Below are 25,772 nucleotides of genomic sequence, written 5' to 3'. Positions count from 1 at the left end.
CCATGGCTCAAATCGGCATCGGCGCCAACAGCGTTACACCTTCTCCGACATCACCCGCGCTGCGAACAGCCACTTCGGCCTGTTCTCCGACTTCAAGGCTGCGGCGGCGGACGGTTCGCTGCTGACCTTCACCTTCCTGGAACCCAGTTGGGGTGCTGCCGGCAACAGCCAGCATCCCAATGACGACGTCGCGCTCGGAGAATAACTCATCCATGACGTCTACGACGCTTTGCGCAACGGACCGGCATGGAACGAGACGCTGCTGATCATCACCTACGACGAGCATGGCGGGTGCTACGACCACGTGCCGCCGCCGACTGACGCGGTACCGCCGGACCACTCGGTCGGTGAATACAGATTCGATTTCACCCGCTTCGGGGTGCGCGTTCCCACCGTGCTGGTCTCCCCCCGTATCAAGGCCGGGACGGTTTTTCGTGTGCCCGAAGGCACGATGCCGTTGGACCATACCTCGATCCTCAAGACCGTCGAACGACGCTGGAAACTGCCGCCGCTGACCCAGCGTGACGCCGCCGCTCCGGACGTGGGCGCAGTGCTCACCCTCGCCGAGCCACGCACCGACGATCCCTTGGCCGGGGTCCAGGCGCCCACCGCGAAGGAGGCGAACCCGGCCGCAAATATGCCATCGCATCTCCAGCGCGTGTATGCGGAACTTGTTGCTCAGCTTCCGATTCCCGATGCGCAGGGCGGCGGCCATCATGAGATGCCGGCCTTACGCACCAGCAAGGATTACGAGTCCTACATCCAGGAACGGACGGCGGCATGGAAAGCTTCCGAAACAGCCCGCTAAAGGCAATACTGTTCAGATAGAAGTATCTCGTGCGCAATCGGGCTCTATCGAGGCTTCGATTGACGGAAACGATGGCGAGGACTCGCAAGGCGCTGCCGGCGCAGGTTGACGTCGCGCATCTGATCAGTGCGGGCGTGTTGGCGAGCGTGTGCCCGCGCGCGCTGATCGAGGAGGTGTTGGCGTGGTCCATCGGGGGCAGTAAGTCGATTTGGCGCAGGTTACTGGATGGAATCCGGCGTCGGTGCATTCTGGCAATTGACCGGCGCGGTGACAACCGCGCCTGCTTCCGACCGGGATTGGGGGAGGAGCACGGTTTGTTCCCGAAGCCAATCTGCCGCGACTGTGCCCAGGAGAGTTTGTGGGTTGGAGTGATCAAGGCTCAGACGGAAATGCCGCACCCAGTCCGGCAGATCGGAAGCGGGCATCGGCTTGGCCAGCGCATAGCCCTGGCCACCGTCCGCACCCAACACGGCCGCGGCCTCGATCAGGTCTGGCGTTTCCAGGCCTTCGACCGCCACCATGAGTCCGAGTCCTTTCCCCAGCCGCACCAGCGCGCCGATGAAGCCGATGATCCGGCGGGGATCTTTGTGCGCTTCGCGCACCAGCCCCTGATCGATCTTGACGGCATGAAACGGCAGGGTGCGCAAACGCAGCAGGCTGCTGTAGCCCGAGCCCAGATCGTCCATGACCAGCCGCACGCCCAAATCGGTCAGCATTTGTACAGCCGCATCGCGGCGCTTGTCATCGTCAAACTCCGCGCTTTCCAGAATCTCCAGGTGCAGACGTTCCGGGGCCATGCCGTGCTTCTGCAAGGCGTCGTCGATCCAGCGCGGGCAATCGGCGTCGAGCAACACTTCGGGCGGCAGATTGATGGAGATGTCTAATGACGGGCCCTGGACATCCCATCGGGAAGCCTGGGACAGCGCCTGATCCAGCCCGAGAACGAACAGGTGGGCAAGCTCGCTGCTTCCAAATGCCGACAAGAACTGCCCCGGGGTGATCAACTGCCCATCCTCCAGTCGCAGGCGGGCCAGCGCCTCGACCTTGAAGGGCTTGCCCGTGTGCAGATTGACCACCGGCTGCATGAACATCTCCAGTCCGCCGCCGAACAGCCGTTCGCGCCAATGACTCCGCTCCTGCGCAGGAAGAGGCGGCCTCAGACGCGAGGATTGGGATCTTTGCAGAAAACGGCGGCACACCTGCGCCAGGCTGTCGAAGAACGCGTGCATCGCCGCGCTCTCGAACTGTCCGGGATACAAGCCATACAGGCCGATCACGCCCACCATATGGTCCCGTCCGTCCTTGATCGGAATGGCGACCGAACTGCGGATGCCCACCGCGTGCGCGGCTTCTTTCCAGGGGGCCATGCGGGGATCGCTGGAATAGCTGGGGTTGGTTTCAATGCGCTCACTGCGCCAGGCGCGGGGATGCGGGGATTGGCCGTAGGGGCTGTGCCTGTTCAGCTCCAACGATGGCACGCCATGGCGTTCGAGGGAGCGCATGTAGTCCCCGAAGCGTCCGGAGTTGAATTCGTAAACGAAGTGCCCCTGCGCATCGGGTTTGTAAAAAACGGCAGCACAAAGGCCCGGCAGCTTGATGACCTCGTCGAGCATATCCCGCGCAAAATCGACCCAGTGCGCCCATTCCGGGAGTCGTTGCTCCAGTCTGAAAATCCACTGTGGAAATGGATCGTGGGTCTGCTGGATGGACTCGACCTGGGCTTCCAGTTCGACTTGCAGCCGGCCGATCAGGATGTGTACGAGATCTTGCCGGTCCGCAGCGCGGGCTGGCAAACTTCCGGCGATCTGACTCAGCAGTTGCAGATACCGTCCAAATGACTTGACCACGACCGCCGATCGCATGCCAACAAGGGCGTGGATCCGGCCGACCTGGGCGGCCCGCTGGCGCTGGTCGTCTTCCGTCAAATCCGCGGACAGCAGGCTGCGCAGGTGTTTGGCCTGATGTGCCTTGAGGTGGATGAATTCGGCTGGGCTCAGGCGCGAGAGAATCTCCGTCGACTCAGGCTCCTGGGCAACAGCGGCGTAAAAACGCTCGACAAAACGGCCTGCCACCGCCGCAAAATGCTCTTGCGCCGATTCAAGCAATCCTCCGGCTGTTGGGCCATAGGGATCGATGTGCAATGGATTGCACTCCAGCCGCGTTTCCTCGCTGTCCTGGGTGTCTTGTCCCCAGAGCCGCCACCAATGGGGGCGGTCAGCCTTGTGCAGTTTGCTGACATACAACGCGGCGTCGGCATGCCGCAGCAGCAAATCGGCGTCGGAGTCGTCGTCGGGGTATAGGGTCAGCCCGAGACTGAGACCGACCTGGGCGCGGTGGCCGCCGGGAAGTGCAAAGGGTTGCTCGACGGCAGTATGGATACGCTGAAGCGCTGCCATCAGATCGTCGGGTCGTGTCAGGCCTTCGAAGACCAGGACGAACTCATCCCCACCCAAGCGCGCCACCAGATCGGTTCCGCGCATGCAGGATCGCAGGCGTTGGGCAAGACTCTGCAACAGCGCATCACCCGCCGCATGCCCCCAGGTGTCGTTGACTGGTTTGAAATCATCCAGATCCATGTATCCGACGGCCAATTGGGTCCCGTTGCGCTTGGCTTGCGCCAGCGCCAGGGGCAGGCGCTCCTGCAAAGCCAAGCGGTTGGGCAGGCCCGTCAGCGGGTCGCTGTACGCCGCAGTTCGCAGGCGGCTTCTGTCGGCTTGTTGCTGCCGCAGCAGACGGCGCATCCACCAGGCGGCCAGAGTCAGAAGCGCGACGGCGAGAACCTCGAGCAGCCAGCGCGGCCAGGCTCCCTTGATCCAGGCCTGGACGACGAGCGCAGGGGGCCATCGAACCTGGATCATGAAGGGGTAGCCGGGCACCGCAATGTCCGGGCCAAACGCTGTTGCCGCAGGCTTGGAGAGCGTTGCCGCCCAGCCAACCTGGCCACCCTGCCAGATGCCGACGACGCTGCGATCACGGGTATCGATGACCTGGAAGCGCCAGGACGCAGAATCGACATGGCCCAGTAACCGGTCGACCCGATAGGGCGTGCCCACGAAAAACCGGGTTCGGCCCAGGCGATCGGCAACCCGGTAGCGTATGGGGATCACGCGCGACTGGACGCGTTGCGCATATTGGTCCTGACCCAGTAGAAACTGCGAATTCCGTGAAAGGGGAGTCAAGACGCGCCCCGGATTGATGGGGCGGGCGCTCTGCCGGCGCGTAGACCAGACGATCCGGTTTCCATCCGGCGATTGGATATTGAAGGCATAGAGGCTTGGGTGCAAAGCCAGATAGAGCCGGAGAATTGCGATCGTCTTGGCGCTGGGCGGACTCGAGGCACTGTCTGGCGGCAACAGCGCGGTGCCGAGGAATTGCAGCGCGGAGAATTGCCCATCGAGCCGGCTGGCGATTCGATTGGCGTATTGCAGGCCTGCACTCTGCGCGCGGGCCTGCACATCATGCTTGGCGATTTGAAACTGCCAAAATTCGTTCCAGATCGCCCACAGCAACATGATGACCACTGGTAGCGCCAGAAAGGCCGTGATTCGAGACGGGGTGTTCAGGCGAGACATGGGATCGCATCGAGTTGGAAAGCTCGAGCGCAAGAAGCAAGGGGCAACATGCCAGCGATTGTGCCAAGCAGGGGCGCAGACCGCAGGGTCTGCGGCGCATATAAAACGACTAGACGTGCATTCCTTCACGTAAGTTCTAGAAATCGTCGGCCCCATGCACACGACAGACATTTCGGGGTCGTCGTGGAAACCATCTCAAGGCCAGGGGGGATCAACGGTCGTTGGCGGACACACAGGCGCCATCCTCACGACCAAGCTGCTTTACTCGATGCGGCGCGACGACCTCAAGCGCGGCCTGGTCACTTCGAGGCGGTGAGCCGGCAACTCGATCGCCACGGCGACATCGCGCGAAGCGGGCAGATGATCGATGCCAGCATCGTGCCGGTGCCCAAGCAGACGCTGAACAAGGACGAGAAGGTCGTTGTTCAGCAGGAGGCGATGCCCGCCGAGTGGTCGCCAGCCAAGCGCCGCCAGAAGGACGTGCAGGGGCGCTGGACCAAGAAGCACGGCAAGAGCCACTTCGGCTTCAAGCTCTCGAGCAGCGTGGACCGGCGCCACAAGCTGATCCGCCGCATGCACGTGAGCACGGCCAGCGAGCACGACACCTTGCACTTCGAGCAGGTGATCGGCCCTGGCAACACAAGCCGCGATGTCTGGGCCGACAAGGGCTACGTCGATGGCGAGCGCGAACAGCGCCTGGGTGAGAAAGGATGGTGGTTGCACATCCAGAGCAAGGCCCAGGCCGGACGGCTGCTGTCGGAATGCCAGGAGCGGCGTAATCGGCGCATCGACAAGACCCGTGTCCGGGTCGAACATGTGTTCGCCAGCCTCGACCCGATGGGTGGCAAGGCCTTGCGCTCGATTGGCCTGGCGTGGGCGACGCTGTACCTGAACTGGAAGGCCGCCGCGTACAACCTGCGACGCCTGTGCTCGCTGATGGAGGTCGGCCCAGCGCCATTCTGACGCCCGAAATGGTTTAGGTTTGTCCGATGCCTGCCCGTGCGTGCAGATGGCCTCGCGCAGTCCTCGGCGTGAGGGTAGGCGTTGGACAAAGCTCCAGGGAGGAAACCGCGGCGCGTGTGGCAGCGGCGGTCGAAGCTGATGCCGCTATGGGGAATGTGGCGGCGAGTCGGCAGGCCGCACCGCGGATCGCGCTGGATCGCGTGGCGGTGATGATGAGCGCAAGCAGGGTTCGGTGCCGTGACGGGCTCGGATGCGACCTGCACGACAGGTGTATTCGGCGCCTTGGTCGGGGTCAGTGCATGCGGCAGCGCACCGGGCACTTTGCGTGAGCGACCGATGGATCGTGCGATGTTGAGGAACGCCGATGCTCATGACGCACTCACCGTGGGTGGCCCGCGAATCGTCGTGCCGCGCAGCAGGACCTCGACGATGACCAGGGGTCGACCGCAATGCCTGCAGACGAAGGTGGGCTGGCGCGTAGCGGGCGCCTCGTGGGGTTCGGCGTCGAGGGGTTGCGTCGCTGCAGCGGGCGGCTGCAGCAACAGTTTGCGAACGGCGGCGAGGCTGGCGCGGCGATTGGCGTTGGCCAGCAAGCCGTAGTGCCGGATGCGATGCAGGCCGGCGGGCAGCACGTGCAGCAGGAAGCGGCGCATGAACTCGGCGCTGCTCAGGGTCATGACCTTGCGACGCGCGCTACTCCGGGCGCGGTAGTCCTTCCAGCGGAAGGTCACGCCGCGCGCGTCCATGCTGAGAAGGCGGCTGTTGGAGATCGCCACCCGGTGCGTGTAGCGGGACAGGTAGGCCAGCACCGCCGCGGGACCTGCGAACGGGGGCTTGGCGTAGACCACCCACTCGGTGCGGCGCAGGGGCGCGAGCCAATGCGCGAAGGCGCCGGCTTCAGCCAGCGCCGTGAGCTCGCCGAAGAAGCGCAGTCGCCCGCCCTCGTGCAGGCGCTGGAGTTCTTCGAGGAATCGCCGACGGAACAGGCGCGAGAGCACGCGCACGGGGAGGAAGAATCCGGCTCGGCAGGCGCGCCAGGTGCCGTCGGGCGCCAGGCCGCCGCCGGGCACGATGCCGTGCACATGGGGATGATGCGTCAGCGCCGAGCCCCAGGTGTGCAGCACGAGCGTGGCGCCGATGCGAGCCCCCAGATGCTTCGGGTCGGCGGCGATGGTCAGCAGCACGTCGGCGGCGACGTCGAACAGCAAGGCGTACACCGTGGCCTTGTTCTGGTACGCGATCTCGGCGATAGGAGCTGGGAGCGTGAAGACGACGTGGTAGTAATCGACAGGGAGCAGATCGGCTTGGCGCGCCTGCAGCCAGCGCTGCGCGGCACGGCTCTGGCACTTGGGGCAATGCCGGTTGCGGCAGGAGTTGTAGGAGATCAGGTCGGTGCCGCAGCCTTCGCAGCGCAAGACATGCCCGCCCAGCGCCGCGCTGCGGCACTGTTCGATGGCCGACATCACCTTGAGCTGTCCCAGGCTCAGGTGGTCGTACTGGGCCTGGCGCCAAGCCGGCCCGTGGGTGCGGAAGATGTCGGCAACTTCCAGGGCGGCACGCCCCACGCCGACACCCCTATGCCAGCGGCAAGCGTTCCAGCGGGCTGATCACCTGGCGCAGCAGCTCGGTGGCCACGTGCGTGTAGGTGGTGGTGGTCTCCAACTTCTTGTGCCCGAGCAGAACCTGGATCACGCGGATATCGACCTTCTCCTCCAGCAGGTGGGTGGCGAAGCTGTGGCGCAGGGTGTGCATGGACACGCGCTTGTCGATCTGCGCGTCCTCGGCCGCCGCGTGGATGGCACGGTTGAGCTGGCGCGTGCTCAGCGGGTCCATCGGATCGAGCCCGGGAAACAGCCAGCCGCCGGGCAGCATCTTGCCCTGGGCATGCCCGACTCGCCACCACGCGCGCAGCTGCTCCAGGAGCACGGGCGGGAGCAGCGCGTAGCGATCCTTGCGGCCCTTGCCTTGCTCGACGCGCAAGACCATGCGCTGGCTGTCGACGTCGCCGACCTTCAAGGCGCAGACCTCGCTGGCGCGCAGCCCCGCGCCGTAGGCTACCGCCAGCGCCGTGCGGTGCTTGATGTTCGGCGCCGCAGCGATCAGCCGCGACACCTCCTCGGGGCTGAGCACCACGGGCAGCTTGGTGGGCGCGCGCACCGGCTGGACCTTGGCCATCAGCTCGCCGTGGCCGAGTGTGACGTCGAAGAAGAACTTGAGCCCGCTCAGCGTCGAGTTGATCGTCGTCGGCGAGGCCCCGTGGTCGACCATATCCAACTGGAAGCGGCGCAGGTCCTCTGCCGTGGCAGTATCGGGCGATCGCCCCAGGAATGCGGCAAACCTGCGCACGCCGCGCACATAACCCGTCTGCGTCTTGGCCTCTAGCTTGCGCATACGCATGTCGTCGAGCATGCGCTGGCGAAGCGGCGAAACCACGGGATCGGTTGAGTTCATGGTGACTCTCCTGTCGAGGACCGAGGCCGATTGCCTCTACCTCCAACATAGGAATCCCCACTCCTCCGAACCCGCGCAACCCCTCCCGGAGCGCCTACCGCGCGAGCGGTTTAGTCCTCTGGGCCTGGAGCGGTCGAAAACGACCGATTCCAGGCAATCGATGGCGAAAAAATCCCCCTCCCACGCATCGCCGTGTTCGGAAACGGGCTCGGTCGCGGCGCCATCACGGCAAGGTCAGGTCAAACGGCGGTAATTCGAGGTGCTCCACAATCTCCACATCAGGATCACTGAGCTGTGTTGAGCGAGCATTGAGTTCCCTCCGGCGCGTTTTGCAGGATGGCCAGGGTCGTGCTGACGTGGTCTTCCAGGGCCAGTGCTGCGCGGGCGTCGGCTCTGCGCATGGCTGCCTCGAAAATCTCGCGGTGTTCGCGGTGGACGTCGCGATGACTGTCTTGCAGGCCAATCGCAAGTCGGCGGTAGCGCTCGCCATGCTGCGACAGGATGCGCAACATCAGGTAGGTCCAGGGTGAGGCCGCGGCCGAAATCAGGTCTTCATGGAACCGTCGATTGCACACTTCCCAGGCGGGACGTTTGTCGACGGAGATGGGTTGCTCATAGGCCGACAAGCGTTCGTAGCTCTCACGCACACGCATCTCCCAGGCCTTGTCGCCACGGCGTACGGATTCGCGTAGGGCATCAACCTCGATGTGGATGCGCAATCGGGTGATGTCTTCGAGGTCGGCGAGGGACATCGGCGTGACCCGAAAACCACGCTGGCCTTCGGCGATTACCAAGGCATCGCTGACCAGTCGTGTCAAGGCTTCGCGTAGGGTTCCGGCGCCAACGCCGTAGACGTCTTTGAGATGCTCGACGCGCAGCTTGCTTCCAGGGGGATACTGCCCCTCGATGATGTGCTGGCGCAACTGCAAATAGGCTTGTTCAGCCAGGGTCCGCGCTGGCGATGCGCAGAGCTTGTCGATGGCGGCGATTTCTGCGCTTGGGCCATCCGCTAGAGCCAGGAGTTCACGCCCCGCAAATGCCTGTTGCAAAGGGTGAGGTCGCGTGGGTGTATTCATGGTTGCTGGTCCTCCCTTCCTGGTTTGCTGCTGAGGCGATAACTGAGTTGGGCCCGGGTCAGACCGAGCAAGCGTGCGGCGGCCGACAGATTGCCCTTGGTGCGGCTTACCGCCTCTTCCAGCAGGGCGCGCTCGAGCCCATTGAGCCCTTCCCCGCAATTTTGGATCTGGTCGAGCAGGGATTGGCAGTCCATTGTGCTGGCGCGGCGGTGAACGAGTTCGCCCTGGGGGTTGACGGATGAACCGAGGGGAGGTGCCATGCCGGGGAAGAGATCGCACGCATCGACCGCCTGATTCGGCTTGGAAAGGATGACGGCGCGCTCAACCAGGTTCTCCAGTTCGCGCACGTTACCCGGCCAGGCATAGTTGCGCATCGCATCGAAGGCATGGTCGGTGAGCATGGGACGTGGTTTGTTATGCATCTGCGCAAAACGCTCCAGCATGCTTTGCGCCAGCGGCTCGATGTCGTCGCGGCGCTCGCGCAGCGGTGGGATCAGGACTGGGTAGACGTTGATGCGGTAGTACAAGTCTGCGCGAAAGCGCCCCTCGCGTACGGCCTGTTCCATATCCTGGTTGGTCGCCGCCACCAGCCGCACGTCGACCTTGCGGCTTTGGGTCGAACCCAGGCGCTCAACTTCGCCTTCCTGGATGACGCGCAAAAGCTTGGCTTGGGCCTGCAGAGGCAATTCGCCGATTTCATCGAGGAACAGGGTGCCGCCGTCGGCGCGTTCGAAACGGCCGGCGCGGTTTGCTTGCGATCCTGTATAGGCGCCTTTCTCAGCGCCGAACAACTCGGACTCGATCAGATCGTGGGGAATGGCTGCGCAGTTGATCGCGACGAAAGGCTTGTCAGCACGGCTACTCAGCGCATGCAGAGCGCGTGCGAAGCGCTCCTTGCCGACGCCGGTTTCCCCGGTGAGCAGAACGGTCACCTGGGTGGGGGCAGCGGTGCGCAGCAGCTCATAAGAAGCTTTGAATGCCTCCGACTGGCCGATCAGGGCAGACTTGTTGTCGACCGGGGCTATTTCCTGGCGCAAGGACTCCACCTGGGTCTGCAGATCCTGAATCGTCGACAGCAGGGATTCGGGCTTGAAGTACGAGGCCAATTCTTCCGCGTCTGGCCACTCCTCCTGCGGTCTGCCCACGATGTGGCAATGCCCGTCACCACAACCCATGCAAGACGTCTCTTTGTAAAGGATGGGTCGCCCCATGAAGGCGCTGGTGTAGCCCGAGGCGTACCCGATCAGCATCCAGCACACGGGAACCTCTTGCACGCCGAAGTCCCGTTTGTGGACCTCTGCCTCCCACGAGTGATCCCAGCGGAACTCACCTTGGAAAAGGCCGGTTTGCACATCCGATTCAAACCGCAGGGGGGTGACCTGGACTGCGCCTTCGAGCATGTGCAGTTGCGGCCCGACGGCGAACATGTCGTAGAGGGACGACTTGCCTCGAATCTGCCGGGCCAGGGCGGCGTCGCGCTCACCTGCGGCGAACCCTGCGCGGGTGAAATACCGGCGGGTTTGCTGCGGCCCCACGCTTTCCATCAATTCTTTGCGCAAGGCGCCCAGCGCCGCGGCGTGGATCAGCACCATGCGCTGTCCCGCTAGCCAGATGCGGCCATCTCCGGCTGAAAAATGAATCAGCCGCCGCAAGTCGGCGTCAGAGGGCAAAGGCGGAAGGTGATGCTTGGCCATGTCGTTTCCATCGAGATTTTTGCAATTCTTCTCCGGGGGGGTCAAACATACCCGTGATTTCATGAAATCGTCAATTCGCTCCGTTTGGCCATGATGAAATTATGAAAATCATGCTGAATCAAGATGTTGCATTGCAATAAATGAAGGGGAAATTGCTCCGTGAAAACCCTTGTGGCGGCTCAAGGCATGGTGAGTCCTGTCGGTGTTTTCCCTTAAATCTCGAGAAAATTGGCCGGGGTGCCATCTTTCGGCATAGTTCGTGCTTTTGTTGTGGGCATGAAGGAGATGCGAGTCATGCGCAACCAATCAGTAGTCGAGCAGCCCATCGCAATCGATCCGAGTGATCGGTTTGTCAAGGTCACCCGGATCAACCCGCAAGGTTTCGTGGAGTTCGAATTTGCCATCGGAACGCCCGAGTTGTGCGTCGAACTGATGTTGCCCCCAACGGCCTTCGAAGAGTTCTGCCTTGCGCAAAAAGCGTCGCGGCTCGACGCCTTCGGCAATTTCGTCAGGCACTGATGCTTTGCCAACGAAATTGGAAAGTCTGCAGCGCAAACCAAGTCTGACGTTCTTGCGAGCGGTTCTATAACACCCCAAGGAGCAATTGATGACTGTCGATTTGAAGACTAGAGAAATCAAGCCACTTCGCCACACCTATGCCCACGTAGCCCAGTACATCGGTGGCGATAAGACCGCTTCGCGTTACCAGGAAGGCACGATGGGCGTCCAATCTTCGGTCAATTTTCACTATCGGCCGACCTGGGACCCCGAGCACGAACTGTTCGACGCATCACGCACGGCGATCCAGATGAGCAACTGGTATGTGCTGAAAGATCCGCGCCAGTTCTATTACGCCTCGTGGACCATGACCCGTGCGCGCCAGCAGGACGCGATGGAATCGAACTTCGAATTTGTCGAGTCCCGCGGTTTGATAGATCTCATCTCTGCCGAAGTCAGGCAGCAGGCGCTGTCGGTTCTGGTCCCTCTGCGTCATGCGGCATGGGGTGCGAACATGAACAACTCGCAAATCTGTGCTACCGGGTACGGAGCGGCCTTCACCGCCCCCGCCATGTTTCATGCCATGGACAACCTGGGTGTGGCGCAGTACCTGACGCGTCTAGCACTGGCCATGTCCGGTCCAGACCTTCTCGACGAAGCCAAGCAGGCGTGGCTGATCGATCCCGCATGGCAACCCCTGCGCCGCTATGTCGAGGACACCCTGGTGTTGGAAGACCCGGTTGAGTTGTTCATGGCCCAGAACTTGGCTCTTGACGGGCTTCTTTACCCGCTCATTTACGGCACCTTCATCGACGACCACATTGCCCTGAAAGGCGGCAGTGCCGTGGCCATGCTCACCGCATTCATGCCGGAGTGGCACGACGAATCCAGCCGATGGGTTGATGCCGTGGTGAAAACCATGGCAGCCGAGTCGGAAGACAACAAGGCATTGCTCACGCACTGGCTGCGCAATTGGGAGGAGCAGGCAGCCAGCGCCTTGCTGCCGATTGCCGAGATGGCGCTTCCCGGAACAGGCCGGGTCGCGCTCGATGACGCGCGTCAACAACTGAGGGTGCGCCTTGGGAAGTCAGGGATCTCGCTCTGACGCAGGGTGTCAACACGCTATCCAGTAGTCTCCAAGGAGTATCCATGTCAAACGTATTCATCGCCTTTCAGGTCAACGAAGAGTCACGCCCCGTGGTCGAGGCCATCATGGCCGACAACCCGAACGCAGTTGCCGTCGAGTCGCCGGGCATGGTGAAAATCGATGCCCCCGGACACCTGACGATCAATCGCCAAAGCATCGAGGAGCGCACCGGCGCACGCTTCGATCTGCAGCAAATTCACATCAACCTCATCACCTTGTCCGGCCACATCGACGAGGACGACGATCAGTTCACGCTGAGTTGGAAACACTGAACACCCCAAGGAGACCCAGATGGACACCCATGCGCTCAAGAAAAAACTTGGTTTGAAGGATCGTTATGCGGCCATGACCCGTGGCCTGGGCTGGCAGACCACCTACCAGCCGATGGACAAGGTGTTCCCGTTCGACAAATATGAGGGCATCAAGATTCACGATTGGGACAAGTGGGAAGACCCGTTCCGCCTGACCATGGAGTCCTACTGGAAATATCAGGGCGAAAAGGAAAAGAAACTCTATGCGGTGATCGACGCGTTCACACAGAACAACGCTTTCCTCGGTGTGACGGATGCGCGTTACGTCAATGTCCTCAAGTTGTTCATTCAGGGCGTCACGCCTCTGGAGTACTACGCCCATCGCGGCTTTGCGCATGTGGGGCGGCATTTCACGGGGGAGGGTGCTCGCGTCGCTTGTCAGATGCAATCGGTCGATGAATTGCGCCATTATCAGACCGAAACCCACGCCATTTCGACCTACAACAAATTCTTCAACGGCATGCACCACGCGAACCACTGGTTCGATCGTGTCTGGTACTTATCGGTCCCCAAATCATTTTTCGAAGATGCCAACACGGCAGGCCCGTTCGAGTTTCTCACGGCGGTCAGCTTCTCGTTCGAATACGTCCTGACCAATCTGTTGTTTGTGCCCTTCATGTCGGGCGCTGCCTACAACGGCGATATGTCCACGGTCACCTTCGGGTTCTCGGCGCAAAGCGACGAATCACGTCACATGACCCTGGGCATCGAGTGCATCAAGTTCATGCTGGAGCAAGACCCAGGCAACGTGCCCATCGTTCAGCGTTGGATCGACAAATGGTTCTGGCGCGGTTACCGCGTGCTGACGCTGGTGGCGATGATGATGGACTACATGCTGCCCAAGCGCGTCATGAGCTGGAAGGAAGCCTGGGAAATCTATGCCGAGCAGAACGGTGGAGCCTTGTTCAAGGACCTTGCCCGCTACGGCATCCGCGAGCCCAAGGGCTGGAAAGACGCTTGCGAGGGCAAGGACCACATCAGCCATCAAGCGTGGGCGACGTTCTACAACTATGGCGCCGCTGCCCCCTTCCATACCTGGATTCCCAAACAGGATGAGATGGAGTGGCTGGCCGCCAAGTACCCAAAATCGTTCGACAAGAACTATCGCCCACGTTTTGAATTTTGGAGGGAGCAGGCGGAGCAGGGCAACCGCTTCTACAACAAGACACTGCCGATGTTGTGCAACACCTGTCAGATCCCGATGTTGTTCACCGAGCCTGGCGATGCAACCAAGATTTGCTACCGCGAATCGACCTACCTCGGCGACAAGTACCACTTCTGCAGTGACCACTGCAAGGAGATCTTCGATCACGAGCCGGAGAAATTCTCCCAGTCCTGGCTGCCAGTGCACCAGATCTACCAAGGCAACTGCTTCAAGCCTGGCACGGATCCAACCAAGGAGGGTTTCGATCCGCTCATGGCCGTGATGGACTACTACGAGCTGAATTTCGGAAAGGACAACCTCGACTTCGAGGGCTCCGAAGACCAGAAAAACTTTGCGGCTTGGCGTGGCCAGGCTACCAGCAACTGATGGCAGGAGATTTCGATCATGGCTGTTGTCGCTCTCAAACCGTATAGCTTTCCGCCGAAGGACTCGGCGGGCAAGTTCCCCGCACCATTGTTGTACATCGGATGGGAAGATCACCTTCTGTTCTCGGCGCCGCATTGTTTGCCGCTTCCACCCGACATGCCGTTCAGCGCCTTGATTAAAAACGTCCTACCGGGTGTGTACAGCTACCACCCAGACTTTGCCAAGATTGACTGGAGCAAGGTGGAGTGGTTCAAGTCGGGCCAGCCGTTCAAGCCTGACGCATCCAAGAGCTTGGCCGACAACGGGCTCGGGCACAAAGACGTGATTCGCTTTCGCACTCCCGGGCTGACCGGGATCCATGGGTCTTGCAGTTGACTCTCCAGCAATCGTCAGTCGGGGCGAATGAATCCGTCGCGGCGCATCGATGACCGCCATGAGCCATCAACTCACCATTGAACCCCTGGGTGTCACCATTGAGGTGGCCGAGGGGCAGACCATGCTCGACGCCGCCTTGCGCAACGGCCTTTATCTGCCCCATGCCTGCTGCCATGGCTTGTGCGGAACCTGCAAGGTGCAGATCGCCGATGGCGAAGTGGACCTGGGTGACGCCAATCCGTTCGCGTTGATGGACTTCGAGCGGGAGGAAGGCAAAGCTCTGGCTTGCTGCGCGACCTTGCTGGATGACACGGTGATCGAAGCCGACATCGACGATGAGCCCGACGCCGAGATCATTCCTGTGAAGGATTTCAGTGCAGAGGTTGTAAGGATTGAGCAACTCACGCCCACGATCAAGGCTTTGCATCTGCGGCTGAATCAGCCCATCCATTTTCAGGCTGGGCAATACATTCAGCTCGAAATTCCAAGGTTACATCAAAACCGCGCGTTTTCCATTGCCAATTCCCCCGCCGATGTTGCCGCCACGGGCATGATCGAACTCAACATTCGGCGCGTACCTGGCGGAGAGGGAACCGCTTATTTGCATGAGAAGCTCGCCGTTGGTGACAGGATCAGACTGGCCGGTCCATATGGACGGTTTTTCGTGCGCAAATCAGCCAACCAGCCCCTGGTTTTCATGGCGGGTGGCTCAGGTTTATCCAGCCCCCGATCGATGATCCGCGACTTGCTGCAGGAAGGTTGCACACAGCCGATCACGCTGGTGTACGGCCAACGCTCGACTGATGAGTTGTACTACGACGCCGAATTCCTTGAGCTTGCTGAAAGGTACCCGAATTTCAGCTACGTGCCGGCGCTATCGGAAAGCGCTGCGGATGCCAATCATCCGGTTGTGCAAGGCTTCGTTCACGAAGCTGCCAAGAGTCATTTCACGAACAATTTTTCCGGCCACAAGGCCTACCTGTGCGGTCCGCCCGCAATGATCGATGCTTGCATCACGACCTTGATGCAGGGCCGACTGTTCGAACGCGATATTTTTTTCGAGAAGTTCATCTCCGCTGCCGATGCGCAGCAGGTGCGCAGTCCTTTGTTCAAGAAGGTCTGACCATGAACTGCATGGACCGCGAGTTCCAAGTGACGATCCGACAGACTGGCGAGCGATTCTCCTGTTCGTCGAAGGAGTCGCTGTTGGCAGGTATGGCGCGGCTTGGGCGCCGTGGCATACCTGTGGGCTGCCTGAATGGTGGTTGCGGCGTCTGCAAGGTTCGTCTGCTTCGCGGAAAGGTGCAGAAGCTGGGCCCTATCAGCCGAGCCCATGTGACTGCCGACGAAGAGTTGACTGGATACAGCCTTGCGTGCCGGGTGGCTCCCCAATGCGAACTTGAACTCGAAGTGGCCGGCAAGATGCAAAAGCCTTTTTTCAAGGGGTTCGTTTTCCAGACGGGCCAAGTTCCAACGAAGTAAACACGAGGAGATCCACCATGGGTGTAATGCGAATCGGCCATGCCAGCCTGAAGGTGATGGACATGGCAGCGGCGGTCAAGCACTACGAAAACGTGCTGGGCATGAAAACAACGATGCAGGACAAGCACGGCAACGTGTACCTCAAGTGCTGGGACGAGTGGGACAAGTATTCGCTGGTGCTGACCCCTTCCGACCAAGCCGGCCTTAACCACGTGGCCTACAAGGTCGAGCACGATGCCGATCTTGATGCGCTGAAAAAACGCATCGAAGCCTATGGCATCAAGACCCGAATGCTGCCGGAAGGCTCCATGCCGTCCACCGGGCGCATGCTGCAGTTCAACCTGCCGAGCGGGCATGAAATGCGCCTGTATGCGATGAAGGAGTATGTCGGTACCGATGTCGGCACGACCAATCCGGACCCATGGCCCGACGACATCAAGGGTGCCGGTGCGCACTGGCTGGACCACTGTCTGCTGATGTGCGAGCTCAATCCGGAAACCGGTGTGAACAAGGTGGCGGAAAACTCCAAGTTCATGCAGGAATGCTTGGATTTTTATCTGGCCGAACAGGTCATGGTCGGGCCGGGGGGAAGCATCCAAGCTGCGACATGGATGTTTCGGACATCGACACCGCATGACATTGCATTCGTTGGAGGTCCGAAGATGGGGCTGCATCACATCGCGTTCTTCCTGGACTCGTGGTACGACATCCTCAAATCAGCCGATGTGATGGCCAAAACCAAGACCAAAATCGACGTGGCCCCGACCCGGCATGGCATCACACGGGGCGAGACGATTTATTTCTTCGATCCGAGTGGCAATCGCAATGAAACCTTCGCCGGTTTGGGTTATCTGGCCCAACCGGATCGACCGGTCACCACATGGACGGAAGATCATCTGGGCAGCGGAATCTTCTATCACACCGGGGAGTTGGTGCAATCGTTCACCGAGGTCTACACCTGATTGCCGAGACCAGGAGACGATATGGATCAGACTCGTTCACCGCACAGCGTCGAAGCCCGTCTTATTGACTGGCCGGCGGCCAGTCAAGCTGTCGAGGCCGCCGCGAAGAACGCGCAGGGCCTCGGTGTGCGCGTAAACATCGCGGTGGTCGATGCAGCAGGGAATCTGGCGGCGTTTTTGCGCATGCCGGGAGCCCCGCTGCATTCCATCGACATCGCGATCGACAAAGCCTACACGGCAGCGAGCTTCGGTCTGCCCACGAGCCGCTGGAGCGAAGCCTTGCTGAGTCATTCCGAAGCGGTGCGCCAAGGCATGGTGCTACGGCCCCGCTTCATCGCCTTCGGTGGTGGCCTGCCCATCGTCGAAGCTGGCCACCGCATCGGCGGCATCGGTGTTTCCGGCGGCAGTGAAGAACAGGACGAGCAATGTGCCCAGGCCGGGTTGCAGGCGCTCCGCCTGAAACGGACCTGAACCGCCGGAAACACCATTGCCCTTGAATCCCACACGCCGCACACAACGCACGCAACAACGGTCACGACTCCATCATGCTGATCACGGAACCCCAGGCGTCTGCGCAAGCAGCGAGCAGTTCTGCAACTGCCGTCAAACAGATCAAGAATTTCATCAACGGGCAGTATGTCGCTGGCCAGCAATGGTTCGACAAGCGGTCCCCGCAGAACAACGCCGTCATCGCCCGCGTGGCTGAGGCCAGTCGGGCTGAAGTCGACGCCGCCGTCGTCGCTGCGCACGCCGCGCTCCATGGCCCTTGGGGCCGCATGACCATTGCACAGCGGGTTGACCTGCTGTACGCCGTCGCTGACGGCATCACCCGCCGCTTCGACGACTTTCTCGCAGCCGAGGTCGAAGACACCGGCAAGCCCATGAGCCTGGCGCGGCATGTGGACATTCCCCGCGGTGCGGCCAATTTCAAGATCTTCGCCGATGTGGTGAAGAACGTGCCCACCGAGTTCTTCGAGATGCCCACCCCGGATGGGACGGGTGCCATCAACTACGCCATGCGCCGCCCGGTCGGCGTGGTCGGCGTGATCTGTCCGTGGAATCTGCCCCTGCTGCTCATGACCTGGAAGGTCGGCCCGGCACTGGCCTGCGGCAATACCGTGGTGGTCAAGCCCTCGGAAGAAACGCCGCAAACCGCGGCACTCCTCGGCGAGGTGGTGAACGCCGCAGGCGTGCCACCCGGTGTGTACAACGTGGTGCATGGCTTCGGGCCCAATTCCACCGGCGAGTTCCTCACCACCCACCGCGGCGTCAACGCCATCACCTTCACCGGGGAAACCCGAACGGGTGCCGCCATCATGAAGGCCGCCGCCGACGGTGCCCGCCCGGTCAGCTTGGAGATGGGCGGCAAGAACGCCGCCATCGTGTTCGCCGATTGCGATTTCAACGCCGCGATCGAAGGCACCTTGCGCTCGTGCTTCGCCAATTGCGGGCAGGTCTGCCTGGGCACCGAGCGGGTGTATGTCGAGCGTCCCCTTTTCGACCGCTTCGTCGCCGCGCTCAAAAAAGGCGCCGAGACCATGCAGCTCGGACGACCGGAAGACCCAGCCACCAGCATGGGTCCGCTCATCAGCCAGGAGCACCGTGACAAGGTTCTTTCTTACTACAAGAAAGCAAAAGAACTGGGGGCAACAATTGTGACCGGCGGCGGCATTCCCGACATGCCTGGCGACCTCAAGAATGGAGCCTGGGTCCAGCCGACGATCTGGACGGGTCTGGGTGACGACTCGGTCATCGCCCGCGAAGAAATCTTCGGCCCTTGCGCCCTGGTCATGCCTTTCGACACCGAAGAGGAAGTCATCCGCCGTGCCAATGACAACGACTACGGCCTGGCCACCGCGATCTGGACCACCAACCTCTCCCGCGCCCATCGCGTGGCAGCCGCCATCGACGTGGGCATCGCCTGGGTGAATTCCTGGTTCCTGCGCGATTTGCGCACCTCGTTCGGCGGGGCCAAGCAGTCGGGCATCGGCCGCGAGGGCGGGGTGCATTCGCTGGATTTCTACACCGAACTCAAGAACGTCTGCGTCAAGCTGTGATTGACCCGAAAGCCTGCCATGAATGCTCCACAAAATCCTACCGGCAACCCCGAGATTGCCCACACAATCATTGCGGGAGGCATCCGTACCAATTACCACGACTTGGGGCAGGGCTTTCCGGTGCTGTTGATCCACGGCTCAGGCCCCGGTGTTTCGGCATGGGCGAACTGGCGCCTGATCATGCCTGAGCTAGCCAAACAGGCGCGGATCGTCGCCCCCGACATGGTGGGCTTTGGCTACACCGACCGCCCTGCCGGCCAGCGCTATGACATGGACACCTGGGTAGCCCAGGCCATCGGGCTGCTCGATGCCTTGCACATCGAGCAAGCCGATCTTATCGGCAACTCCTTCGGTGGCGCGCTGGCGCTGGCACTGGCCATCCGCCATCCGCAACGCGTACGCCGGCTGGTGCTCATGGGCAGTGTGGGCGTGGAGTTCCCCATCACGCCAGGGCTGGATGCCGTATGGGGTTACTCCCCGTCGCTGGAGAACATGCGCAAGCTGCTGGACATCTTCGCCTACGACCGCAAGCTGGTCACCGACGAACTGGCCAAGCTGCGCTATGAGGCCAGCATCCGACCCGGCTTTCAGGAGTCGTTCGCCGCCATGTTCCCCGCCCCGCGTCAGCGCTGGGTGGACGCCATGGCGAGCAAGGAGGAAGACATCCGCCTTGTGCCGCACCAGACCCTGGTGATCCACGGCCGTGAGGACCAGGTCATCCCGCTGTCCAACTCGCTCGTGCTGGCGAACTGGATTACTCGTGCGCAACTGCACGTGTTCGGCCAATGCGGGCACTGGACGCAGATCGAGCATGCAGGCCGGTTTGCCCAGTGCGTTCGCAACTTCCTCTCCGAGGCCGGCCAGGACGAACCCCAGCCGCTCGCTTGACAACACAGCCAATCTGTCCATGACCCCCGAACTGATGATCACTCTCGGCGACGAGTTGTACAGCGCGCTCAACGCACGCAACACGCTCGAGCCCCTGACCGACCGCTGCCCCGACATGACCATCGAGGATGCCTATCGTGTGCAGCAACGTGTGGTCGGTCGTCGCCTGGATGCCGGAGAAACTGTCGTCGGCAAAAAAATTGGCGTGACCTCCAAAGCTGTGATGGACATGCTGGGCGTTTACCAGCCCGACTTCGGCTACCTGCTCTCCGGCATGGTCTACGGCGAAGGCCAGACGATTGCCCTAGACACCTTGATTCAACCCAAGGCCGAAGGCGAGATTGCCTTCATCCTCAAGAAAGATCTGATCGGCCCTGGCATCACCAACGCCGAAGTGCTGGCTGCCACCGAATGCGTGATGCCGTGTTTCGAGATCGTCGATTCGCGCATCCGCGACTGGAAAATCAAGATCCAGGACACCGTGGCCGACAACGCCTCCTGCGGGGTGTTCGTACTCGGCGACCGAGCCGTGAGCGCGCGCGCGGTCGATCTGTCCACCTGTGGCATGGTGCTGGAGAAAAACGGTGAAATCATCGGCACCGGCGCGGGAGCAGCGGCCTTGGGTTCCCCGGTCAACGCCGTCGCCTGGCTGGCCAACACCCTCGGGCGCCTGGGCATTCCACTGAAGGCTGGCGAGGTGATTCTCTCCGGGGCTTTGGCCGCCATGGCCGTGGTCAAGCCTGGCGACAACTTCCGCGTGTCCATTGGCGGCATCGGCAGTTGTTCCGTGCGCTTTGCCTGATGATCTGGAACGGCCATGGACTTGCAGCTCTCCGGCAAAAAAGCCCTGGTGACCGGATCCAGCGCCGGCATCGGCTACGCCATCGCCCGCACGCTTGCGGCGGAGGGCGCGCGGGTCGTGGTCAATGGCCGCAGCACCGACACCACCCAGGCAGCAGTCGCAAGTTTGCGCGCCGAGCTCGGCGCGGATGCGCCATTGCTTCCCTTCGCAGTCGATCTCGGCGATGCGCAAGGATGTGCCGCCCTGCTGACCGCGCACCCGGACGTGGACATCCTGGTCAACAACCTCGGCATCTTCGAGCCCAAGCCTTTCGAGGTCATCCCGGACGAAGACTGGCTGCGTTTTTTCGAAGTCAACGTCATGAGCGGTGTGCGGCTGTCGCGCCATTACCTGCCCCGCATGAAGGCGGCGGACTGGGGGCGCATCGTGTTCATCTCCAGCGAATCGGGCCTGTGCCCACCCGCCGAGATGGTGCACTACGGCATGAGCAAGACCGCGCAACTTTCCATCGCGCGTGGCATGGCCGAAACCACTACCGGCACCAGCGTTACGGTCAACAGCGTGCTGCCCGGCCCGACCCGGACCGAGGGTGTGCAAGCGTTTTTTGCCAAGCTCGCTGCGGAGCAGGGGCAAAGCCCCGAGCAGTTCGTGCAGCATTTTTTCGAATCGGCGCGTCCCACTTCCATTCTCAAACGTCTGATCGACCCGGCTGAAGTGGCCGCCGTGGTGGCCTTCGTTTGCAGCCCGCAGGCTGCTGCGATCAATGGCGCCGCCGTTCGCGCCGAAGGCGGCGTCGTGCGCTGCATGGGTTGAGTACGACGATCCACCATCTACCGATTTATTGAAACCAAGGAAACTTCCATGACCAAGAAAATCCGTTGTGCTCTCATCGGCCCCGGCAACATCGGCACCGACCTGCTGGCCAAGCTCATGCGCAGCCCCGTGCTCGAGCCCGTGTGGATGGTGGGCATTGATCCCGCCTCGGACGGACTCAAAAAAGCTCGCGAGCTCGGAATCAAGACCACTGCAGAGGGCGTTGACGGGCTGCTGTCCCACGTCAAGGCCGACAACATTCAGATCGCCTTCGACGCCACCAGCGCCTATGTGCACAAGGCCAACTCCGACAAGCTCACAGCTTTGGGTGTGATGATGATCGACCTCACGCCCGCGGCCATCGGCCCATATTGTGTGCCCCCAGTGAACTTGAAAGAGCACATCGGCAAGCGCGAGATGAACGTCAATATGGTCACCTGCGGCGGGCAAGCCACCATCCCCATGGTCTACGCCGTCAGCCGGGTGCAGCCTGTGGACTACGCCGAAATCGTCGCCACCGTCTCCAGCAAGTCGGCCGGCCCCGGCACGCGCAAGAACATCGACGAGTTCACCCGCACCACATCAGCCGCCGTGGCCAAGGTCGGTGGCGCCAAGCAGGGCAAGGCCATCATCATCATCAACCCGGCCGATCCGCCATTGATCATGCGCGACACCGTGCATTGCCTCGCCGCGACCGAACCCGACCAGGCCAAGATCACCGCGTCCATCCACGCCATGGTCCAGGAAGTGCAAAAGTATGTCCCGGGCTATCGCATCGTCAACGGCCCGGTGTTCGACGGCAACCGCGTCTCGGTCTATCTCGAAGTCGAAGGCCTGGGCGATTACCTGCCCAAGTACGCCGGCAACCTCGACATCATGACTGCGGCAGCGGCGCGCACTGCCGAGATGTTCGCCGAGGAAATCCTCGCCGGCAAGCTCAACCTCACACCCATCGAACCCGTAGCCGCTTGAGCGCCTTGCGTTCAAGACACCGCACAAAGGAAACGCCATGAGTCTGAAAGGCAAAAAAATCACCGTCCACGACATGACCCTGCGCGACGGCATGCACCCCAAGCGCCACCAGATGACCCTGAAGCAGATGCGCTCCATCGCCAAGGGACTGGATGAAGCCGGGGTGCCGCTGATCGAAGTCACCCACGGCGACGGCTTGGGCGGCTCCTCGGTCAACTACGGCTTTCCCGCCCACAGCGACGAGGAATACCTGGGCGCCGTTATTCCCCTGCTCAAGCACGCCAAGGTCTCCGCGCTGCTGCTGCCCGGCATCGGCACCGTCGACCATCTCAAGATGGCGCACGACTTGGGTGTCCGCACCATCCGCGTGGCCACACACTGCACCGAGGCCGACGTGTCCGAGCAGCACATCACCCTGGCGCGCAAGCTCGAGATGGACACCGTGGGCTTTCTGATGATGAGCCATAGGAACAGCCCCGAAGGCCTGGTCAAACAGGCCAAGCTGATGGAGGGCTATGGCGCCAATTGCATCTACATCACCGACTCGGCCGGCTACATGCTGCCCGACGACGTCAAAGCCCGCATCAGCGCCGTGCGTCAGGCGCTCCAGCCCGAGACCGAGCTTGGATTCCACGGTCACCACAACCTGGCGATGGGTGTGGCCAATTCTCTGGCCGCCGTGGAGTGCGGCGCCAACCGCATCGACGCTGCCTCAGCCGGTCTGGGAGCTGGCGCCGGCAACACGCCGATGGAGGTGTTGATCGCCGTGTGCGACCGCATGGGCATCGAAACGGGAGTGGACGTGTGGAAGATCCAGGACGTGGCCGAAGACCTTGTCGTGCCGATGATGGACTTCCCGATCCGCATCGACCGCGACTCCCTCACCCTGGGCTACGCCGGCGTGTACGGCTCCTTCCTGCTGTTTGCCAAGCGTGCGGAGAAGAAATACGGCGTGCCGGCACGCGACATCCTCGTCGAACTCGGTCGCCGCGGCATGGTCGGCGGTCAGGAAGACATGATCGAGGATACCGCGCTGACCTTGGCCAAGCAGCGCCAGCAGGTGGCACAAAACGCCACGCCGAAGGTGGCCGCATGAAGCTGGCTGCAGCCACCATCCAGCAACTCGCGCAGTTGCTGGATGACTGCGCGCAGCAGGCGCGCGACACGGTGAAAGTCACCGACGCGCATCCTGAGATGGATTGGGACGACGCCTATGCCATCCAGGACCATCTGCGCAGCCTGCACCAGCAGCGCGGTACGCGGTTGGTGGGGTACAAGGCTGGGTTGACCTCGCACGCCAAGATGCGCCAAATGGGTGTGGACACCCCAGTGTTCGGCTATCTGGTCGACAGTTTCGGACTGCCCGACGGCGGCACATGCAAGATGGCTGAGCTGATTCATCCCAAAGTCGAGCCCGAAATCGCCTTTGTCACTAAGGCGGAACTCAAGGGTCCGGGCTGCCATATCGGCGCGGTGCTTGCCGCCACCGACTTTGTCATTCCAGGCATCGAGGTCATCGACAGCCGCTACCGCGACTTCAAGTTCGACCTCAAGAGCGTCATCGCCGACAACACCTCCGCAGCGCGCTTCGTCGTCGGGGGCCAGCCGATGGCGGTGCAGGGCCTGGACTTGCGCACCGTCGGCGTGGTGCTGGAGAAAAACGGAGAACCTACGGCCTTCGGTGCAGGCGCTGCAGTACTCGGTCACCCTGCGGCGGCTGTCGCAGCACTAGCCAATCACCTCGCCGCACGCGGCGCATCCATTCCCGCCGGCAGCCTCATCCTCTCCGGCGGCATCACCGAAGCCGTGGCTGTGAAAGCCGGCGATTGCGTGAGCCTGCGCGTGCAGGGCATGGGCTCGACTGGACTGCGTTTTGTCTGACGGAGATAAATATGCCCATCGCCCAGATCTACATCATCGAAGGTCGCGACACCGAGAAGAAGGAGCGGCTCATTGCCGAAGTCAGCGAAGCCATCCACCGCGCCATCGACGCACCGATGGAGTCCATCCGTGTGCTCATTATCGAAATGCCCAAGGAGCACTTCGGTATCGCCGGGCAGAGCGCGAAAAAGTGGGGACGATGAGCGACTCTAACTGTTCTGCAGGACACGAGAGTTAACCCAGAAAGATTGAGCCGAAGTGATCGAAGTTTGACGATAAATCTTTAACGCCCTGCCGCTGACCTGCCCCCCGCTGGCCGTACCAAGCTGAACGAAGTGGAGTCCATCAACGTGGAGAATGATGGACATGAAGACGAGCCGATTCACCGAAGAGCAGATCATCGGGTTCCTGCGCCAGGCCGAAGCCGGGATGCCGGTCAAGGAGGTATGCCGCTCTGGCGGCTTCAGCGATGCCACGTTTTACAAGTGGCGTGCCAAGTTCGGCGGCATGGAAGCGTCGCAGGCAGCACGGCTGCGCGAGCTGGAGGCGCAGAACGCCAAGCTCAAGAAGCTGCTGGCCGAGGCGCATCTGGATATTCACGCGCTCAAGGGCGTCTTCGGGGTAAAGCGCTAGCCCCACAGGCCAAGCGCGGGGCCATCGGCAAGATGATTGAGGAACATCACTTGTCGGAGCGCCGCGCATGCCGCCTCGTGGGGCTCTCCCGAGACAGCTACCGCCATCCGCCGCAGCCCGATGCGCAGACCACTGCGCTGCAGGGCAAGATCGTGGAGATCGCGCAGGTGCGCCGTCGCTTCGGCTATCGGCGCATCCATGACCTGTTGCGCCCGGAGTTCCCCGGCGTCAACCACAAGCGCGTGTACCGCCTCTACAGCGAAGCCCGCCTGGCGGTGCGCAAGCGCAAGAAGGTCCGGCGCGCGGCGCTCGAGCGCGTGCCGCTGCAACTGGCCACGACGGTCAACGAGGTGTGGAGCATGGATTTCGTCAGCGACAGCCTGGCCAACGGACGCAGGCTCAAGTGCCTGACCGTGGCCGATGACTTCAGCCACGAGTGCATCGACATCGCCGTGGACTTCGGCATCTCGGGTGCCTACGTGACACGCGTGCTCGATCAGGCAGCGATCTTCCGCGGCTACCCCGCGGCGGTGCGGACCGATAACGGCCCGGAGTTCACCAGCCGAGCCTTCATGGCCTGGGCCACCAGCCACGGCATCCGGCACATCTTGATCGCGCCAGGCAAGCCCATGCAGAACGGGTATATCGAGAGCTTCAACGGCAAGTTCCGCGACGAATGCCTGAACGAGCAGTGGTTCCAGACGCTACATCAGGCCAGAGGCGTGATCGCCGATTGGCGGCGTGACTTCAACGAGGTCCGCCCCCACAGCAGTCTCGGGCGGATTCCCCCAGCCCAGTTCGCCGAGCAACACCGAAGAGAGCAGTTAACCTTGAACCCCGGACTCCTGCCGTAACG

General features: G+C 61.9%; 26 protein-coding genes and 1 pseudogene. 21 read left to right on the top strand and 6 right to left on the bottom strand.

The window, feature by feature from the left end; translation table 11 throughout:
* Window positions 1-7: 7 nt before the first annotated feature.
* On the bottom strand, window positions 8-214 hold the full coding sequence (locus tag THIARS_RS19030) for a hypothetical protein (protein WP_245845953.1): 207 nt from the start codon (window positions 212-214) through the stop codon (window positions 8-10).
* 15 nt (window positions 215-229) lie between these two features.
* Between THIARS_RS19030 and THIARS_RS16160 the strand changes: the two genes are divergently transcribed.
* Complete coding sequence (locus tag THIARS_RS16160; RefSeq protein WP_245845952.1) at window positions 230-808, top strand: alkaline phosphatase family protein; 579 nt, start codon at window positions 230-232, stop codon at window positions 806-808.
* Between the two features lie 71 nt (window positions 809-879).
* Window positions 880-1,032, top strand: a pseudogene (locus THIARS_RS19310) (IS4 family transposase); the annotation flags it as partial.
* On the opposite strand, the gene THIARS_RS16155 reads toward THIARS_RS19310, so the two are convergent.
* Entirely contained in the window at window positions 1,027-3,549 is a 2,523-nt protein-coding gene (locus THIARS_RS16155; RefSeq protein ID WP_425444266.1) for an EAL domain-containing protein, read from the bottom strand. The pseudogene THIARS_RS19310 and the gene THIARS_RS16155 overlap by 6 nt on opposite strands.
* A gap of 1,143 nt (window positions 3,550-4,692) precedes the next feature.
* On the opposite strand from THIARS_RS16155, the gene THIARS_RS16150 reads away from it, so the two are divergent.
* A complete protein-coding gene (locus THIARS_RS16150) occupies window positions 4,693-5,343 on the top strand; it encodes an IS5 family transposase (protein ID WP_245845951.1) in 651 nt (216 codons plus the stop codon).
* A gap of 368 nt (window positions 5,344-5,711) precedes the next feature.
* On the opposite strand, the gene THIARS_RS16145 is transcribed toward THIARS_RS16150, so the two are convergent.
* The 4 genes from THIARS_RS16145 to THIARS_RS16130 all read right to left on the bottom strand — a co-directional run bounded on the left by THIARS_RS16145 (window position 5,712) and on the right by THIARS_RS16130 (window position 10,564).
* The gene (locus THIARS_RS16145; protein WP_094161787.1) at window positions 5,712-6,908 is read right to left on the bottom strand and encodes an IS91 family transposase; all 1,197 of its coding nucleotides are present in this window, start codon (window positions 6,906-6,908) and stop codon (window positions 5,712-5,714) included.
* Between the two features lie 10 nt (window positions 6,909-6,918).
* On the bottom strand, window positions 6,919-7,794 hold the full coding sequence (locus tag THIARS_RS16140; protein WP_094161786.1) for a tyrosine-type recombinase/integrase: 876 nt from the start codon (window positions 7,792-7,794) through the stop codon (window positions 6,919-6,921).
* Between the two features lie 284 nt (window positions 7,795-8,078).
* Window positions 8,079-8,870: a GntR family transcriptional regulator gene (locus tag THIARS_RS16135; RefSeq protein WP_094161785.1), complete on the bottom strand. Its 792-nt coding sequence runs from the start codon at window positions 8,868-8,870 to the stop codon at window positions 8,079-8,081.
* The gene (locus THIARS_RS16130; RefSeq protein WP_094161784.1) at window positions 8,867-10,564 is read right to left on the bottom strand and encodes a sigma-54-dependent Fis family transcriptional regulator; all 1,698 of its coding nucleotides are present in this window, start codon (window positions 10,562-10,564) and stop codon (window positions 8,867-8,869) included. The genes THIARS_RS16135 and THIARS_RS16130 overlap by 4 nt, the downstream gene beginning before the upstream one ends.
* A 294-nt stretch (window positions 10,565-10,858) precedes the next feature.
* On the opposite strand from THIARS_RS16130, the gene THIARS_RS16125 reads away from it, so the two are divergent.
* From THIARS_RS16125 to THIARS_RS16040, 18 genes are all read left to right on the top strand, one after another.
* On the top strand, window positions 10,859-11,083 hold the full coding sequence (locus THIARS_RS16125; protein ID WP_094162192.1) for a phenol hydroxylase subunit: 225 nt from the start codon (window positions 10,859-10,861) through the stop codon (window positions 11,081-11,083).
* Between the two features lie 88 nt (window positions 11,084-11,171).
* Window positions 11,172-12,167 (top strand): aromatic/alkene monooxygenase hydroxylase subunit beta, encoded by a 996-nt coding sequence (locus THIARS_RS16120; RefSeq protein WP_094161783.1) that lies wholly within the window; start codon window positions 11,172-11,174, stop codon window positions 12,165-12,167.
* Window positions 12,168-12,211: 44 nt separating this feature from the next.
* Window positions 12,212-12,481, top strand: coding sequence for an MmoB/DmpM family protein (locus THIARS_RS16115; protein WP_094161782.1), 270 nt, complete (start codon window positions 12,212-12,214; stop codon window positions 12,479-12,481).
* A 19-nt stretch (window positions 12,482-12,500) separates the two neighbouring features.
* Window positions 12,501-14,051 (top strand): aromatic/alkene/methane monooxygenase hydroxylase/oxygenase subunit alpha, encoded by a 1,551-nt coding sequence (locus THIARS_RS16110; RefSeq protein ID WP_094161781.1) that lies wholly within the window; start codon window positions 12,501-12,503, stop codon window positions 14,049-14,051.
* An 18-nt stretch (window positions 14,052-14,069) separates the two neighbouring features.
* Window positions 14,070-14,426: a phenol hydroxylase subunit P4 gene (locus THIARS_RS16105; RefSeq protein WP_094161780.1), complete on the top strand. Its 357-nt coding sequence runs from the start codon at window positions 14,070-14,072 to the stop codon at window positions 14,424-14,426.
* A gap of 58 nt (window positions 14,427-14,484) precedes the next feature.
* Complete coding sequence (locus tag THIARS_RS16100) at window positions 14,485-15,549, top strand: NADH:ubiquinone reductase (Na(+)-transporting) subunit F (RefSeq protein WP_094162191.1); 1,065 nt, start codon at window positions 14,485-14,487, stop codon at window positions 15,547-15,549.
* Window positions 15,550-15,551: 2 nt separating this feature from the next.
* On the top strand, window positions 15,552-15,908 hold the full coding sequence (locus tag THIARS_RS16095) for a 2Fe-2S iron-sulfur cluster-binding protein (RefSeq protein WP_094161779.1): 357 nt from the start codon (window positions 15,552-15,554) through the stop codon (window positions 15,906-15,908).
* A gap of 17 nt (window positions 15,909-15,925) precedes the next feature.
* Window positions 15,926-16,870 carry a catechol 2,3-dioxygenase gene (locus THIARS_RS16090; protein ID WP_094161778.1) on the top strand — a complete coding sequence of 315 codons (945 nt, stop codon included), beginning with the start codon at window positions 15,926-15,928 and terminating at the stop codon, window positions 16,868-16,870.
* A gap of 21 nt (window positions 16,871-16,891) precedes the next feature.
* The gene (locus THIARS_RS16085) at window positions 16,892-17,341 is read left to right on the top strand and encodes a GlcG/HbpS family heme-binding protein (RefSeq protein ID WP_094161777.1); all 450 of its coding nucleotides are present in this window, start codon (window positions 16,892-16,894) and stop codon (window positions 17,339-17,341) included.
* A 74-nt stretch (window positions 17,342-17,415) separates the two neighbouring features.
* Complete coding sequence (locus THIARS_RS16080; protein ID WP_094161776.1) at window positions 17,416-18,927, top strand: 2-hydroxymuconic semialdehyde dehydrogenase; 1,512 nt, start codon at window positions 17,416-17,418, stop codon at window positions 18,925-18,927.
* Between the two features lie 18 nt (window positions 18,928-18,945).
* A complete protein-coding gene (locus tag THIARS_RS16075; protein WP_094161775.1) occupies window positions 18,946-19,815 on the top strand; it encodes an alpha/beta fold hydrolase in 870 nt (289 codons plus the stop codon).
* Between the two features lie 19 nt (window positions 19,816-19,834).
* Window positions 19,835-20,617: a 2-oxopent-4-enoate hydratase gene (dmpE, locus tag THIARS_RS16070; RefSeq protein ID WP_094161774.1), complete on the top strand. Its 783-nt coding sequence runs from the start codon at window positions 19,835-19,837 to the stop codon at window positions 20,615-20,617.
* Between the two features lie 15 nt (window positions 20,618-20,632).
* Window positions 20,633-21,430 carry an SDR family NAD(P)-dependent oxidoreductase gene (locus THIARS_RS16065; protein WP_094161773.1) on the top strand — a complete coding sequence of 266 codons (798 nt, stop codon included), beginning with the start codon at window positions 20,633-20,635 and terminating at the stop codon, window positions 21,428-21,430.
* A gap of 48 nt (window positions 21,431-21,478) precedes the next feature.
* Window positions 21,479-22,402 (top strand): acetaldehyde dehydrogenase (acetylating), encoded by a 924-nt coding sequence (locus THIARS_RS16060; RefSeq protein ID WP_094161772.1) that lies wholly within the window; start codon window positions 21,479-21,481, stop codon window positions 22,400-22,402.
* A 37-nt stretch (window positions 22,403-22,439) separates the two neighbouring features.
* Window positions 22,440-23,498, top strand: coding sequence for a 4-hydroxy-2-oxovalerate aldolase (dmpG, locus tag THIARS_RS16055; protein WP_094161771.1), 1,059 nt, complete (start codon window positions 22,440-22,442; stop codon window positions 23,496-23,498).
* On the top strand, window positions 23,495-24,283 hold the full coding sequence (dmpH, locus tag THIARS_RS16050; RefSeq protein ID WP_094161770.1) for a 2-oxo-3-hexenedioate decarboxylase: 789 nt from the start codon (window positions 23,495-23,497) through the stop codon (window positions 24,281-24,283). Before dmpG ends, dmpH begins: the two co-directional genes overlap by 4 nt.
* 11 nt (window positions 24,284-24,294) lie before the next feature.
* Window positions 24,295-24,486, top strand: a complete 192-nt coding sequence (locus THIARS_RS16045; protein ID WP_094161769.1) for a 2-hydroxymuconate tautomerase — start codon at window positions 24,295-24,297, stop codon at window positions 24,484-24,486.
* Window positions 24,487-24,649: 163 nt separating this feature from the next.
* Window positions 24,650-25,770, top strand: a protein-coding gene (locus tag THIARS_RS16040) for an IS3 family transposase (RefSeq protein WP_425444256.1) whose coding sequence is annotated in 2 segments (ribosomal slippage) — window positions 24,650-24,911 and window positions 24,911-25,770 — 1,122 coding nt in all. Because the reading frame shifts where the segments join, the coding sequence is not laid out codon by codon here.
* The last annotated feature ends 2 nt before the right edge of the window (window positions 25,771-25,772 follow it).

Origin of the sequence: Thiomonas delicata (assembly GCF_900088825.1) — a bacterium.
Lineage (GTDB): Bacteria > Pseudomonadota > Gammaproteobacteria > Burkholderiales > Burkholderiaceae_C > Thiomonas_A > Thiomonas_A delicata.
This window is presented reverse-complemented; position numbering and strand designations above follow the sequence as displayed.